This is a genomic window from Pantoea sp. GM_Pan_4 (genome assembly GCF_026541005.1).
In the GTDB taxonomy this organism is placed as follows: Bacteria; Pseudomonadota; Gammaproteobacteria; order Enterobacterales; family Enterobacteriaceae; genus Pantoea; species Pantoea dispersa.
The window spans coordinates 17,910-31,933 of the sequence record NZ_JALNUZ010000015.1 but is presented as its reverse complement, the minus strand read 5'-3'; the positions used below and the strand labels follow the sequence as shown (position 1 = coordinate 31,933).

Below are 14,024 nucleotides of genomic sequence, written 5' to 3'. Positions count from 1 at the left end.
TTTTTTATTGCAGCTCGCGCTGCCACGCCTGAATATCGCCGATCTGCTCAGCGACCCACTGCGGATTGTAATAGGTATCCGGATAGCGCTCGCCGCTGTCACACAGCAGCGTGACCAGCGCGGCGGACTGCCCCTGCGCGCGCAGCCGTTTTGCCACCTGCAGCATGCCCCAGAAATTGGTGCCGGTAGAGGCACCCGGACGCCGGCCGAGAATCTGCTCCAGCCTTAACATCGCCGCCACGGTGGCGCCATCGGGCACTTTCATCATTTCGTCAATCACATCCGGTAAAAACGACGGCTCAACGCGCGGGCGACCAATCCCCTCAATCAGGCTGCCGCGCTCGCTGCGCAGCGTGCGATCGCGGCTGTGCCAGTAATCGAAAAACACCGAGTGCTGCGGATCGACCACCAGCAGGCGCGTGTCGTGGCCCTGATAGCGGATGTAGCGCCCCAGCGTAGCCGAGGTGCCGCCGGTGCCGGCGCTCATGATCAGGGTGTGCGGCACCGGGAAGGGTTCATGCGCCATCTGGCGGAAAATGCTTTCGGCAATATTATTGTTGCCGCGCCAGTCGGTGGCGCGTTCGGCGTAGGTAAACTGATCCATAAAATGGCCGTTGAGTTCACGCGCCAGACGCTCGGATTCGCTGTACAGCTGGCACGGATCGGCGACGAAGTGGCACTCCCCGCCGTAAAAGCGGATCAGCTCGATTTTGCGCCGTGCGGTACTGGCTGGCATCACGGCGATAAACGGCAGGCCGAGCAGACGGGCAAAATAGGCTTCCGACACCGCAGTGCTGCCGGAGGAGGCTTCGATGATCGGCGTGTTTTCTCCAATCCAGCCATTGGCCAGACCATAGAGAAACAGCGAACGCGCCAGGCGATGTTTCAGGCTGCCGCTTGGATGGGTGCTTTCATCCTTAAGATAAAAGCGAATGCCGGGGAAATCGTCCAGCGTAAAACGGATCAGGTGCGTATCAGCGGAGCGCTGAAAGTCGGCGTTAATTTCATTGATAGCGTGGCGAACCCAGGGCGTTTGCATGGTGCGATTCCGGCAGCGAGATTGCGCTCAGTGTAAGGCACTGGCAGGAAAAAGAGGTTGCTAAAAGTTGGTTATAATTGGCAAATAAGAGAAAATTTTTCTCCTGAGGTGGCGAATGCTAGATAAAACTGACCGCACACTGCTGGCGCTGCTGCAAAAAGACTGCACGCTGTCGCTGCAGGCGCTGGCCGATGCGGTGAATCTCACCACCACGCCGTGCTGGAAACGCCTGAAAAAGCTGGAAGATGATGGCATTATTCGGGCGCGCGTCGCGTTGCTGGATGGTGAAAAGCTCGGCCTGTCGCTCACCGCCTTTATGCTGATCAAAACCCAGCAGCACAGCAGCGACTGGTTTCAGCAATTTGTCGCGGTGGTACAGCAGATGCCGGAAGTGATGGCCTTTTACCGCATGGCGGGCGAGTACGACTACCTGCTGCGCATTCAGGTGGCCGATATGAAGAGCTACGACGCGTTTTACAAGCGTCTGGTTAACGGCGTGCCGGGGCTGATTGACGTCACCTCCAGCTTTGCTATGGAAGAGATTAAATACACCACCGCCTTGCCGGTAGCGCCCTGAACGGGCATCACAAGAGATTGTTTTGTGCGATTATTCAGCCAGTTAAGTTGGTATTTTTTGCGCGAGTGGCGGCGCTATCTGGGCGCCATCAGCTTGCTGATTATCATTGCGCTGCTGCAGCTGCTGCCTCCGCATCTGGTCGGCGTGATTGTCGACGGCGTGACCCAGCACAGCCTGACGCGCGGCGAAATTTTTCTGTGGATCGGCGTGATGCTGGTGACCGCAGTGATTGTCTATTTGCTGCGCTACGTCTGGCGTGTGCTGCTGTTCGGCGCCTCTTACCAGCTGGCGGTAGAGCTGCGCGAAGACTTTTACCGCCAGCTTAGCCGCCAGCATCCGGCGTTTTACCTGCGCCACCGTACCGGCGATCTGATCGCGCGCGCGACCAACGATGTCGATCGCGTGGTGTTTGCCGCGGGTGAAGGGGTGCTGACGCTGGTGGATTCGCTGGTGATGGGGCTGGTCGTGCTGGCGGTAATGAGCGTGCAGATTAGCTGGGAGCTGACGCTGCTGGCGCTGATTCCCATGCCGATTATGGCGCTGGTGATCCAGAAAGACGGCGCGCGCCTGCATCAGCGCTTCAAAGTGGCGCAGGCGGCGTTCTCCAGCCTGAACGATCAAACGCAGGAGAGTCTGACCAGCATCCGCATGATCAAAGCTTTTGGCCTGGAAGATCATCAGTCGAGCCAGTTTGCGGATATCGCCAGCGACACCGGCCGCAAAAATCTGCACGTGGCGCGCGTCGATGCGCGCTTCGATCCCATCATTTATATCGCCGTGGGCTTTTCGAATCTGCTGGCGATTGGCGGTGGCGGCTGGATGGTGTGGCACGGTTCACTGACGCTCGGGCAGCTCACCAGCTTTGTCATGTATTTAGGGCTGATGATTTGGCCGATGCTGGCGCTGGCGTGGATGATTAACATCGTCGAGCGCGGCAGCGCGGCCTGGAGCCGTATTGGCGCGCTGCTGGCGGAAGCGCCTGCGGTTGAGGATGGTCAGCAGCCACTGCCGGTGGAAGCGGGCGTGCTGCAGGTGGCGATCCGCGCCTTCCACTATCCGGCGAGCAGCGCGCCGGTGCTGAGCGACGTGCATTTCCAGCTACAACCCGGGCAGATGCTTGGGCTGTGCGGGCCTACCGGCTGCGGCAAAAGCACGCTGCTGAGCCTGATTCAGCGCCATTTTGATATCGATCAGGGCGAGATTTGCTATCACGCCATTCCGCTGCCGCAGCTGCGGCTGGACAGCTGGCGCAGCCGGCTGGCGGTGGTCAGTCAGACGCCGTTCCTGTTTTCCGATACCGTTGCGAATAACCTGGCGCTGGGCCGCCCGGAGGCTACGCAGGAAGAGATCGAGCGCGTGGCGCAGATGGCCTGCGTGCACGATGACATTCTGCGTCTGCCACAGGGGTACGCTACTGAAGTGGGCGAGCGCGGCGTCATGCTCTCTGGCGGGCAGAAACAGCGCATCGCCATTGCGCGTGCGCTGTTGCTCAACGCGGAGATTCTGATCCTCGACGATGCGTTGTCGGCGGTTGATGGCCGTACCGAACATGAAATCCTGCATAACCTGCGCCTGTGGGGCAAAGGGCGCACGCTGATCATCAGCGCGCATCGGCTGTCGGCGCTGACCGAAGCCAGCGAGATTCTGGTATTGCAGCAGGGCGCAGTGGCACAGCGCGGCGATCACGATACGCTGGCGGCGCAGCCGGGCTGGTATCGCGATATGTATCGCTATCAGCAGCTGGAGGCCGCGCTGGATGAGGACGAGTCAGAACAGGGAGCCGACCATGGCTAAATCACAACGCTTATGGCCAACGCTGAAACGCCTGCTGGCCTACGGTAAACCGTGGCGCAAATCGCTGTGGCTGGCCGTCGGCATGCTGTGGATCGCTGCCGCTGCTGAAGTCACCGGTCCGGTGCTGGTAAGCTATTTTATCGATAACCTGGTGGCAAAACACCAGATGCCGTGGGGCATCGTGGCCGGGCTACTGGTGGGCTTTGTGCTGCTACAGCTGCTGGCAGCGGGTCTGCACTATTTCCAGGCGCTGCTGTTTAACCGCGCGGCGATTGGTGTAGTGCAGCAACTGCGCGTCGACGTGATGAATGCGGCGCTGCGTCAGCCGCTCAGTGCCTTCGATACCCAGCCGGTGGGGCAGATTATTTCGCGCGTCACCAACGACACCGAAGTGATCAAAGATCTTTACGTCACGGTGGTGGCCACTGTGCTGCGCAGCGCTGCGCTGATTGGCGCGATGCTGGTGGCGATGTTTGCACTCGACTGGCGTATGGCGCTGGTGGCGTTGGTGATTTTCCCGCTGGTGTTAACGGTGATGCTGATCTATCAGCGCTACAGCACGCCGATTGCGCGCCGCGTACGTAGCTATCTGGCCGAGATCAATAATGGCTTCAACGAAGTGATTAACGGCATGAGTGTGATCCAGCAGTTTCGCCAGCAGGCGCGCTTTGGCGAGCGCATGGGCAAAGCCAGCCGTTCACACTATCTGGCGCGGATGGAGACGCTGCGGCTGGACGGCTTTCTGCTGCGTCCGCTGCTCAGCCTGTTTTCTGCACTGATTTTGTGCGGTCTGCTAATGCTGTTCAGCTTTGCCACGCCGGGCGTGTTTGAGGTTGGCGTGCTTTACGCCTTTATCACGTATCTTGGCCGCCTTAACGAGCCACTGATCGAGCTCACCACGCAGCAGTCAATGCTGCAGCAGGCGGTGGTGTCGGGCGAGCGTATTTTTGAACTGATGGATGCGGCGCAGCAGGGCTACGGCAGTGACGCTCAGCCGCTGGCTTCCGGGCGTATCACCCTGCGCGATGTCAGCTTTGCCTACCGCGACAACCGCGACGTGCTCAGCCATATCAACCTCGAGGTGCCGGCGCGCGGCTTCGTGGCACTGGTCGGCCACACCGGCAGCGGCAAAAGCACCTTAGCCAATCTGCTGATGGGCTACTATCCGGTGACGCGCGGCAGCATAGAACTGGATGGCCGCCCGCTGCGCCAGCTGACGCACGATGCGCTGCGCTGCAGCGTGGCGATGGTGCAACAGGATCCGGTGGTACTGGCCGATACGCTATTGGCCAACGTGCGTTTGGGACGCGATATCAGCGAAGAGGACGTGTGGCGCGCGCTGGAGAAGGTGCAGCTGTCACCGCTGGCCCGCGCGATGCGCGACGGCATTCATACCCGGCTCGGTGAGCAGGGGAACACGCTGTCGGTCGGGCAGAAGCAGCTGCTGGCGCTGGCGCGCGTGCTGGTGTCGCTGCCGCAGATTCTGATCCTCGATGAGGCCACTGCCAATATCGACTCAGGCACCGAGCAGGCGATTCAGCAGGCGCTGCGCACGCTGCGCCAGCACAGCACGCTGGTGGTGATTGCTCACCGTCTTTCCACCATCACCGAAGCGGATCAGATTCTGGTGCTGCACCGTGGTCAGGTGGTCGAACGCGGTACGCACACCGAACTGCTGGCGCAGCAGGGCCTTTACTGGCAGATGTACCAGCTGCAGCAGGCTGGCGATGAACTCGCGGCGGGCATACCCGCAACGGCAGAGGGGTGATTTGCACCTTTTTTGCGCAGATTTATCGGAATGTTCTGTATTGATGCACTCCTTTGAGGCCGCAAGCACCAAAGGAGTGCAGTAAAGTCCCACCTTTCTGTTTTTCCGAATGAAAACCTTGCCCGTTACGCCATACCGGAGCGCGATACTCTGCGCCCGGCAGCCTTAGCGCCCACTTTTGCCATTTGTGGCACAGCCTTTGCTTAACTCTCTGCGTGTCCGCGAAGACTCACCTATTTTTATATCCGGAGGGGAACGTATGAAGCTGGTTACCGTGGTAATCAAACCATTTAAGCTGGAGGACGTGCGTGAAGCCTTATCCTCCATTGGCATTCAGGGCCTGACCGTGACCGAAGTAAAAGGCTTCGGTCGTCAGAAAGGCCATGCAGAACTGTACCGCGGTGCCGAGTACAGCGTTAACTTCCTGCCAAAAGTAAAAATCGATATTGCGATTGCGGACGATCAGCTGGATGAAGTGGTGGATGTGATCAGCAAAGCCGCGTACACCGGCAAAATTGGCGACGGCAAAATTTTCGTCGCGGAACTGCAGCGCGTGATTCGTATTCGCACCGGCGAGACCGACGAAGCAGCACTGTAACTGGGGCTCTGAATTGTGATGGGATGGAAAGAAATGAATAAAGTAATGACTAAGTTGGGCCTCACCAGCCTGGCGCTGTTACCGTCTCTTGCGATGGCAGCTGCGCCTGCCGTAGCGGATAAAGCCGATAACGCGTTTATGATGATTTGTACCGCGCTGGTACTGTTCATGACAATTCCCGGCATTGCCCTGTTTTACGGCGGCCTGATTCGCGGCAAAAACGTGCTGTCGATGCTGACTCAGGTCGCGGTGACGTTCGCGTTAGTATGCGTACTGTGGATCGTCTACGGCTACTCGCTGGCGTTCAGCGAAGGCAACGCCTTCTTCGGTAACTTCCAGTGGGCGATGCTGAAAAATATCGAGCTGAAAGCGGTGATGGGCAGCTTCTATCAGTACATTCACGTGGCGTTCCAGGCTTCCTTTGCCTGTATTACCGTGGGGCTGATTGTTGGTTCGCTGGCTGAGCGTATTCGCTTCTCGGCGGTACTGATTTTCGTACTGGTGTGGCTGACTCTGGCCTATCTGCCTATCGCACATATGGTGTGGGCTGGCGGCTTCCTGGCACAGGATGGCGCGCTGGACTTCGCTGGCGGTACCGTGGTGCACATCAACGCCGCCGTTGCGGGTCTGGTTGGTGCTTACCTGGTAGGCAAGCGTGCTGGCTTCGGTAAAGAAGCGTTCAAGCCGCATAACCTGCCGATGGTGTTTACCGGTACCGCGATTCTGTACGTTGGCTGGTTCGGTTTCAACGCCGGCTCTGCGTCTTCCGCGAACGAAATCGCGGCGCTGGCCTTCCTGAATACCGTGGTGGCCACTGCGGGTGCCGTGCTGTCGTGGGTGTTCGGTGAGTGGGCGCTGCGCGGTAAGCCTTCACTGCTGGGTGCGTCTTCTGGCTTCATCGCCGGTCTGGTTGCCATCACGCCAGCCTGTGGTTATGTCGGCGTCGGCGGCGCACTGATTATCGGTCTGGCCGGTGGCCTGGCAGGTATCTGGGGTGTGACCACGCTGAAGAAATGGCTGCGCGTGGATGACCCGTGCGATGTGTTCGGTGTGCACGGCGTGTGCGGTATCCTCGGCTGTATCCTGACCGGCGTGTTTGCCTCCTCTTCACTGGGCGGCGTAGGCTACGCGGAAGGCGTGACCATGGGCCATCAGGTTTGGGTGCAGCTGTTCAGCTGTGGCCTGACCATCGTCTGGTCTGGCGTAGTAGCCTTCGTGGGCTTCAAGCTGGCAGATATGATTGTTGGCCTGCGCGTACCGGAAGAACAGGAACGTGAAGGTCTGGATGTGAACAGCCACGGCGAGAACGCTTACAACCAGTAAGTGCCGGCTGGCAGAAGAGCAGTGCGCTATAACTATAATGATGAGAAAGGGGCGAGATAATCGCCCCTTTTTTTATGCTTCGCGCTGACGCATCACCCCTTCCTGCACCGTCGTCGCCACCAGCGTGCCGTCCTGGCTGAAGAACTCACCGCGCACGAAGCCGCGCGCGCCGGACGCTGAAGTGCTTACCACGCTGTACAGGAGCCACTCCGAGAGATCGAATGGACGGTGGAACCACATGGAGTGGTCAATCGTCGCCACCTGCATATCCGGCTCAAGGAAGCCTTTGCCATGCGGCTGCAGCGCGACCGGCAGAAAGTTGAGATCGGAAGCGTAGCCCAGCAGATATTGGTGAATGCGGCGATCGTCCGGCAGCTGGCCATTGGCACGCACCCAGACCTGGCGCAGCGGCTCATCAACGTGGCCTTTCAGCGGATTGTGGATCTGCACCGGACGGATATCCAGCGGGCGCTCGGCGAGGAATTTTTCTTTCAGCTTGAGCGGCAGGTGCGCAGCCAGCCGATGGGCGAGATCCTGCTCGGAGGGCAGGTTATCGGGTCCCGGCACCTGCGGCATGCTGTTCTGATGCTCGAAGCCATTTTCCGGTGCCTGAAAGGAGGCGGTCATGTAGAAGATCGGCTGACCGCTTTGTACGGCGCTGACGCGGCGGGCGCTGAAGCTTTTGCCGTCGCGCAGGGTTTCCACATCGTAAATAATGGCTTTCTGGCTGTCGCCCGGGCGCAGAAAGTAGCTGTGGAAGGAGTGGATGATACGGGCTTCCGGCACGGTTTGTTTTGCCGCATACAGCGCCTGTCCCACCACCTGGCCGCCAAACACCTGGCGCAGGCCGAGATCTTCACTCTGGCCGCGAAACAGACCCTCTTCCAGTTTTTCCAGATTCAATAAATTAAGCAGGTTGTGCAGTGCCTGGCTCATAACGGATTCCTCAGTGATGCCAATGGCGTCAGTGTGAAAGATCCGACCAGTTTGCGCAACGCTTTTACCCGGTTTTCAGCAGGATGGCGGGGCTTCAGGCGCAAAGCGGATTTTTGTGCCAGAATTAACAGCAATCGGCGGTGGAAAACCCAGCCAATAAATTTACCGCCGACAATCATAGTGTTCATAAGGAGACGACATCGATGAAACTCTGGCATGTAATTAGCGGTATGACACTGGCGGTGGCAATCACAGGCTGTGCCGATCACAGTAAACCCGTGCCGACGCCAACTTTAGGCGCCAGCGTGGCCGGGCAGCCGTCGGCGATTGCCCAGCCGAACGTAAGCGGGTCCGTCTATATTCGCCAGCGTATTGCGCTGCCGCCGGATGCGGTGCTGACCGTGACGCTGGCCGATGCGTCACTGGCGGATGCGCCGTCCAAAGTGCTGTCACAGCGTGTGGTTCGCACCGAGGGCAAACAGGCACCGTTCCAGTTTGTGCTGCCCTTTAACCCGGCCGATATCCAGCCGAACGCGCGCATTTTGCTGAGCGCAGCGATCACCATCGACGGCAAGCTGGCGTTTATCACCGATACGGTGAAACCGGTGATTAATCAGGGTGGAACGAAAGCGGAACTGCTGCTGGTACCGGTGACCAATATGGCGATGCCAACCCAGCCGGGCGCTGCTACCACCGTGCCTTCGACGTCGCCAACCCAGGTTACGCCGTCAGCCTCCGTGCCGGCACCAACCAGTCTGTAACACACCCATCGCGGCAGACAGGCTCACGGGCCCGCTGCCGTGAAGTAAAGCGTCACACGCCAGGGATGGCGTGTGCCGAGCGATCAGGGACGAGACAGCGGCTTTACGTAACGGCTGCGGGCTCGGGGGCCACATTTTGCACCGCTTGCATTAATACTCCCAGCGATACTTCGCCAGTTCAATTTCTCCTGCATCACTCACTTCAATACCTTCGGCTTCCAGTGCATCGCGCTGACGAAAAAGATCATCGCCCTGTAGCGAAATACGACCATGACGATTAATCACGCGGAACCACGGCAGTTTGCTGCCTGGCGGCAGGCGCCGCAGCACGCCGCCCACCTGACGTGCGGCGCGCGGTGAACCGGCCAGCAGCGCGACATCGCCGTAGGTCGTCACTTTACCGGCAGGAATAGCGGCAACAATTTGCCAGACGCGCTCGGAAAAATTGCTCTGTTCACTCACTGACGCACCTCGTCTGCGGGAAAAGCGCCACTTTAGCATGCGATTGCGGCTATCTGCAGGGTTTTGCCGCCGGCCTGTTCAAGAAACCAACGGTTGCCCGGCCTGCGCTTGCAATTGCCAGGGGCTTCCCCGATAATGCCAGCGCTCTCAACATGAGAGCTCGTCAATGGGGGCCCTGTTGGTTCTCCCGCAACGCTAACTTGTGAACTCGGTCAGGTCCGGAAGGAAGCAGCCGCAGCAGGCGACGCGTGTGCCGGGATGTAGCTGGCAGGGCCTCCACCATTTCTGCCCATGCAAAATCCCTGCGCGCAATGCGGCACAGCACCGTATCGGCACTCCTTTGCCTGCCTGTCATCCGTGGAAATAAAGGTGAGTAACGAAGCGACCTGCGGGGAGAAAACTTAGCGGACGTACTTCCAGACAGATCCGGGCACTTTGTCATAGAGCTTGTTCATGGTCAGCTCGGCCAGACGGTGATCGGCTGCGGAGTAAAATACCGCTAACTCATCATCGGGTAATTCATACTTGTTCTTTTCAATCACCCGTTCAAGGGTGTCAATTGAGCGACAACGACGCAGTCGCATCAAATAGTCTGTTTTGGTTAAGGCTGGGTTGCTCATAAATAAACCGGTCTCACTCTGATGCTAAAAGGAATGGCTGGGTTGCTGGAGATAAGCGCACTCTTCGGCAAACAGATTAAATAAGCGTTTTGCTGAACGTTGCCACCGTTGAAGATCCTGGGTATTGATTCCATAGCTGCTAAACAGCATAAAGGTATCATCAAGATATTCATCGATTTGCGTAATCAGCGCTTCATCTTCAACATGCTTAATTTTGTAATTCATCGTGAAAGAGGCGATATGCTCAATCAAATCGTTGAGCTGTAAATTGCCTGGCGAAGTGGGATCATTAACCCAGCCGTGATGGCTGTCGGTTAGCGTCGCCATACTTTCGTCAAACAGGTTCTCACACAGAAATTTAAGCTGGGCAATATCATGCCGTTTCGGTGAGTATTCGTCCATCTTTTTCCCCTCCATAGCGAGCACAGTTACCGCGACGCGGCGAGATTTGGAAAAGCTACCAGGGAGCGATCACGAATAAAAAGAATTCAGCGACCTTTTAAATATAATCCACAATCATTAGTTTTGCTCACCCAATTACTAAATATTACAATTCGTCGCACGGTGACGGGCGGGTATTGTCTATCACCTCAAACACCAGCGCACCGGGCGTTGTCTGGAACATAACTTCTTCACGTTGGGTAAAGGTTTCATTTAAATCAAGGCAGGGATTAAATAAATCCCACGTGAAATCGTAAAGCATTTTAAATCGTTTGTGGCCGACGGGCTGAATGGAAATAATGGTAAAACTGTCCGGAACTAATTGCGCGTTTTGAGAATACCACTGTAAATCGCCGGCAAGGTCCTGGGCTATTTTGAGAATATTCCCCTGGATAATCTGGCGTAACTTGCCGCAATCATCCTCATTCACATCAATATCACTATGAATAATAGACTGCATTCTGCATCCCGTAAAAAGCAAGGAGAGTTCTATCATTGGCTTTCAGCTCTGACATTGCAAGCCATTGGTAAACAGAAAGGGCGATTGCTGCGATGGGCGCTGGCTTGATGGCACAAATCGCCCAGGCGTATCGCCGCTGATCAACTTTTGAAACACTTTCGTCCGCGCGTCGCGATGATGCCATCAGGTAGTATATTGTTATGTTATAACATTTTGGTTGCCTATCATGAATCACAGTGGATTACTTCTCTCGCTCGGCGGGCGCCTGCTGGTAGCGCTACTGCTGAGTGGCCTGCTGGCTCTAGCCATCGTCTGGGGCCTGCACCAATGATGCGTTTTCATCGTCTGCAGGGCGGCTATCAGGGCAGGGCGGTGACGCCGGTGGTGAATGGCGAACTGGCGGCCGGCAGTATGACGGCACTGGTCGGGGCCAACGGAACGGGCAAATCAACCTTGCTCAAAACTATCGCCGGACTGCTGCCGCCAGTGGCGGGACGCTGTGAACTGCAGCTGCCGCGAAAAGCGCTGGGCTGGTTGCCGCAGCGCAGCGAGCTGGATACCCGCTTTCCGCTCACCGTCTATGAGCTGGTGGCAATGGGCTGCTGGCCGCGCTGCGGCTGGTTCGGTGGCATCACGCGTGCGCTGAGGCAGGAGATTGATGCCGCGCTGGAGGCGGTGCAGATGCGCGACTTCGCCACTGCGCAGCCCGCGATGCTCTCCGGCGGGCAGTTGCAGCGCGTGCTGTTTGCGCGCCTGATGCTCCAGCGCAGTCAGCTCTGGCTGCTGGATGAACCCTTCAACGGCATTGATACGCCGACGATAACCTTACTGATGTCGATTCTCGAACAGCAGCAGCGGGCGGGCACCACGCTGCTGGTGGTGCTGCACGACAAGCTACTGGTGGCGCGCCATTTTCGTGACGTGCTGTCGCTGGATGAGCGCGACAGTGCGCAGCAACCGCGGCTGTGTCGGGTGGCGTCATGACGTTACTCCAGCCGTTTATTGAGTTTGGTTTTATGCGCCGGGCTCTGGTGGCCTGCATGGCGCTGGCGATCAGTGCAACGCCGCTCGGCGTCTTTCTCTCGCTGCGCCGTATGAGCCTGGTGGGCGATGCGCTGTCCCATGCGGTACTGCCTGGCGCCGCCATCGGCTATCTGGTATCCGGCCTGTCACTGGTAGCGATGGGCATTGGCGGCCTGATTGCCGGGCTGGCGGTGGCGCTGCTGTCCGGTGCGGTCAGCCGTTATACCCACCTGAAGGAAGATGCCAGCTTTTCCGGCTTCTATCTGGGTTCGCTGGCGCTCGGCGTCACGCTGGTATCACTGCGCGGTTCCAGTGTCGATCTGCTGCACGTGTTGTTCGGCTCGCTGCTGGCGGTGGATAACGGCGCGATTGTGCTGGTTGGCAGCATCGCTGCGTTCACCCTGCTAATGCTGGCCGTGATCTTCCGGCCGCTGGTCATTGATGCCTTTGATCCTGATTTTCTGCGTGCGCAGGGAAAATGGAGCGCACCGCTGGTGCACGGCATTTTCCTCACGCTGGTGGTGCTGAATCTGGTGGCGGGTTTTCAGGTGCTCGGCACGCTGATGTCCGTTGGGCTGATGATGCTGCCCGCCACCAGCGCGCGCTTCTGGAGCCGTCACCTTACGCGCATGCTGGCGATTGCCATGCTGCTGGCGCTGATCGCCGCCTTTATCGGCCTGTTGCTCTCCTGGCACTATGCCCTGCCTGCCGGACCGGCGGTGGTACTGAGTGCGGCCGTACTGTTTTTGCTGTCTGTGTTGACAGGACCATGTGGCGGCCTGCTGCGCCGTCGATAATAAGATGACAAGGGGATAGGTATGAAGAAGTTACCGTTGAGTCTGGCGATTGGCGCGATGCTGATTAGCCCGCTGACGCTGGCAAAAACCGTTGATGCCGTAGCCAGTTTTACCGTGCTGGCAGACATCGTTAAACAGGTCGGCGGCGATCACGTTAAGGTGAAATCGCTGGTGGGTCCGGATGGCGATCCGCACACCTTTGAGCCCACGCCGCAGGATAGCCAGGCGCTGGCGCAGGCCGATGTGGTGTTCGTCAGCGGACTGGGCATGGAAGGCTGGATGGACCGGCTGATTAGCGCGTCCGGCTACAAGGGCACGGTGGTGGTCGCCTCGAACGGCGTCAATACGCGCAAAATGGAGGAGGATGGCAAAACCATCACCGATCCACACGCGTGGAACAGCATGCACAACGGCGTGATCTACGCCACTAACGTGATGAACGCGCTGATCAAAGCCGATCCGGACGATGCTGCCGACATCCGTCACAGCGGTGAACGCTATATTCAGCAGTTGCAGAAGCTGGATAGTTGGGCCAAAAGTGAATTTTCCGGCGTGGCGCAAAGTAAACGCAAGGTGCTCACCAGCCATGATGCCTTTGGCTACTTCGGCCAGCGCTATGGCGTGACATTCCTCGCGCCGGTGGGCTTCTCAACCGAAGCGGAAGCCAGCGCCAGCGATGTCGCCGCTATCATCAAACAGCTCCGGGCCGAGCACATCACCACCTACTTTATGGAGAATCAGACCGATCCGCGTCTGGTGAAACAGATCGCCAGTGAAACCGGTGCGCAACCCGGTGGCGAGCTCTATCCGGAAGCGCTGTCAGCGGCCAGCGGGCCGGCGCCCACCTATGAGGCGGCGTTTAAGCACAACGTGGAAACTCTGCTGCACAGCATGAAGTAAAAAAAAGGCCGGGGAGCATCCCGGCCAATTATCACGACACTTTCCTAACGTTTTTTCTTTCTTCCCTGCACCGCCTTAAAGCGCGGGTTGGTTTTGCAAATCACATAAATACGACCTTTACGCCGCACGACTTTGCAATCTTTGTGACGGGTCTTGGCAGACCGCAATGAACTGACAACTTGCATGTGGCTGAACTCCGGTTATTTGCTGCGCGTCAGGAAGCTGCCAAAACGCTTGTTGAAGCGTGCGGCGCTGCCCTCTTTGGCAAACTCTTTCTGTTTACCGGTGTAGTAAACGTGCGACTTCGACGACACATCAAGCGTGACGTACGGCAGCTCTTCGCCCTCAAACTGGATGGTACGATCGGTCTGAATCGTTGAGCCGACTTTGAAGTATTCGTCGACGGTGGTGTCGTGGAACACCACAGGACGGTAGTGCGGATGAATGTTTGGTTTCATAATAGCGCTCTCGTGTAATGTTATAATATAACAATATTATGAACCTCACGCCGCAGGATTGCAACCA

The 14,024-nt window shown here is 57.9% G+C and carries 18 protein-coding genes and 1 other RNA gene; 10 read left to right on the top strand and 9 right to left on the bottom strand.

Annotation, left to right across the window (positions count from 1 at the left end; genetic code table 11):
* Positions 1–4: 4 nt before the first annotated feature.
* On the bottom strand, positions 5–1,039 hold the full coding sequence (locus OXR61_RS21065) for a PLP-dependent cysteine synthase family protein (protein WP_021507195.1): 1,035 nt from the start codon (positions 1,037–1,039) through the stop codon (positions 5–7).
* 115 nt (positions 1,040–1,154) lie between these two features.
* Between OXR61_RS21065 and OXR61_RS21060 the strand changes: the two genes are divergently transcribed.
* The 5 genes from OXR61_RS21060 (at position 1,155) to amtB (ending at position 7,099) form a co-directional block, all read left to right on the top strand.
* Positions 1,155–1,616 carry an Lrp/AsnC family transcriptional regulator gene (locus OXR61_RS21060; protein WP_021507196.1) on the top strand — a complete coding sequence of 154 codons (462 nt, stop codon included), beginning with the start codon at positions 1,155–1,157 and terminating at the stop codon, positions 1,614–1,616.
* A gap of 24 nt (positions 1,617–1,640) precedes the next feature.
* Positions 1,641–3,410, top strand: coding sequence for a SmdA family multidrug ABC transporter permease/ATP-binding protein (locus OXR61_RS21055; protein WP_031279655.1), 1,770 nt, complete (start codon positions 1,641–1,643; stop codon positions 3,408–3,410).
* Positions 3,403–5,178 (top strand): SmdB family multidrug efflux ABC transporter permease/ATP-binding protein, encoded by a 1,776-nt coding sequence (locus OXR61_RS21050; RefSeq protein WP_021507198.1) that lies wholly within the window; start codon positions 3,403–3,405, stop codon positions 5,176–5,178. Before OXR61_RS21055 ends, OXR61_RS21050 begins: the two co-directional genes overlap by 8 nt.
* Before the next feature lie 259 nt (positions 5,179–5,437).
* Positions 5,438–5,776 carry a P-II family nitrogen regulator gene (glnK, locus tag OXR61_RS21045; protein WP_007886947.1) on the top strand — a complete coding sequence of 113 codons (339 nt, stop codon included), beginning with the start codon at positions 5,438–5,440 and terminating at the stop codon, positions 5,774–5,776.
* A 33-nt stretch (positions 5,777–5,809) separates the two neighbouring features.
* Complete coding sequence (gene amtB, locus OXR61_RS21040) at positions 5,810–7,099, top strand: ammonium transporter AmtB (RefSeq protein ID WP_021507199.1); 1,290 nt, start codon at positions 5,810–5,812, stop codon at positions 7,097–7,099.
* A gap of 72 nt (positions 7,100–7,171) precedes the next feature.
* Here the strand turns inward: amtB and tesB are convergent, their stop codons facing one another.
* Positions 7,172–8,035, bottom strand: a complete 864-nt coding sequence (gene tesB / locus OXR61_RS21035) for an acyl-CoA thioesterase II (protein WP_021507200.1) — start codon at positions 8,033–8,035, stop codon at positions 7,172–7,174.
* Positions 8,032–8,223 (bottom strand): hypothetical protein, encoded by a 192-nt coding sequence (locus OXR61_RS21030; protein ID WP_125309056.1) that lies wholly within the window; start codon positions 8,221–8,223, stop codon positions 8,032–8,034. Before OXR61_RS21030 ends, tesB begins: the two co-directional genes overlap by 4 nt.
* 15 nt (positions 8,224–8,238) lie before the next feature.
* Here OXR61_RS21030 and OXR61_RS21025 point away from each other — a divergent pair, with 15 nt between their 5' ends.
* On the top strand, positions 8,239–8,796 hold the full coding sequence (locus OXR61_RS21025; protein WP_021507201.1) for a YbaY family lipoprotein: 558 nt from the start codon (positions 8,239–8,241) through the stop codon (positions 8,794–8,796).
* Positions 8,797–8,946: 150 nt separating this feature from the next.
* On the opposite strand, the gene OXR61_RS21020 is transcribed toward OXR61_RS21025, so the two are convergent.
* Positions 8,947–9,258: an MGMT family protein gene (locus OXR61_RS21020; protein WP_021507202.1), complete on the bottom strand. Its 312-nt coding sequence runs from the start codon at positions 9,256–9,258 to the stop codon at positions 8,947–8,949.
* 176 nt (positions 9,259–9,434) lie between these two features.
* Between OXR61_RS21020 and ffs the strand changes: the two genes are divergently transcribed.
* Positions 9,435–9,531: signal recognition particle sRNA small type (gene ffs, locus OXR61_RS21015), an RNA gene on the top strand.
* 128 nt (positions 9,532–9,659) lie between these two features.
* Here the strand turns inward: ffs and OXR61_RS21010 are convergent.
* The 3 genes from OXR61_RS21010 to OXR61_RS21000 form a co-directional block, all read right to left on the bottom strand.
* Entirely contained in the window at positions 9,660–9,878 is a 219-nt protein-coding gene (locus OXR61_RS21010) for an HHA domain-containing protein (RefSeq protein WP_021507203.1), read from the bottom strand.
* 24 nt (positions 9,879–9,902) lie between these two features.
* Complete coding sequence (gene tomB / locus OXR61_RS21005; RefSeq protein ID WP_021313568.1) at positions 9,903–10,280, bottom strand: Hha toxicity modulator TomB; 378 nt, start codon at positions 10,278–10,280, stop codon at positions 9,903–9,905.
* Positions 10,281–10,425: 145 nt separating this feature from the next.
* Positions 10,426–10,779 carry a hypothetical protein gene (locus OXR61_RS21000; protein ID WP_031279656.1) on the bottom strand — a complete coding sequence of 118 codons (354 nt, stop codon included), beginning with the start codon at positions 10,777–10,779 and terminating at the stop codon, positions 10,426–10,428.
* A gap of 327 nt (positions 10,780–11,106) precedes the next feature.
* On the opposite strand from OXR61_RS21000, the gene OXR61_RS20995 reads away from it, so the two are divergent.
* The 3 genes from OXR61_RS20995 to OXR61_RS20985 are packed head-to-tail and all read left to right on the top strand — an operon-like array spanning position 11,107 to position 13,499.
* Positions 11,107–11,763, top strand: coding sequence for an ABC transporter ATP-binding protein (locus OXR61_RS20995; RefSeq protein WP_021507205.1), 657 nt, complete (start codon positions 11,107–11,109; stop codon positions 11,761–11,763).
* Positions 11,760–12,599, top strand: coding sequence for a metal ABC transporter permease (locus OXR61_RS20990; protein WP_021507206.1), 840 nt, complete (start codon positions 11,760–11,762; stop codon positions 12,597–12,599). Before OXR61_RS20995 ends, OXR61_RS20990 begins: the two co-directional genes overlap by 4 nt.
* A 21-nt stretch (positions 12,600–12,620) precedes the next feature.
* Positions 12,621–13,499 carry a metal ABC transporter substrate-binding protein gene (locus OXR61_RS20985; RefSeq protein WP_021507207.1) on the top strand — a complete coding sequence of 293 codons (879 nt, stop codon included), beginning with the start codon at positions 12,621–12,623 and terminating at the stop codon, positions 13,497–13,499.
* Between the two features lie 44 nt (positions 13,500–13,543).
* Here the strand turns inward: OXR61_RS20985 and ykgO are convergent, their stop codons facing one another.
* Complete coding sequence (gene ykgO / locus OXR61_RS20980; RefSeq protein WP_010616859.1) at positions 13,544–13,684, bottom strand: type B 50S ribosomal protein L36; 141 nt, start codon at positions 13,682–13,684, stop codon at positions 13,544–13,546.
* Positions 13,685–13,699: 15 nt separating this feature from the next.
* Positions 13,700–13,957, bottom strand: coding sequence for a type B 50S ribosomal protein L31 (locus tag OXR61_RS20975; protein WP_021507208.1), 258 nt, complete (start codon positions 13,955–13,957; stop codon positions 13,700–13,702).
* Positions 13,958–14,024 lie beyond the last annotated feature (67 nt).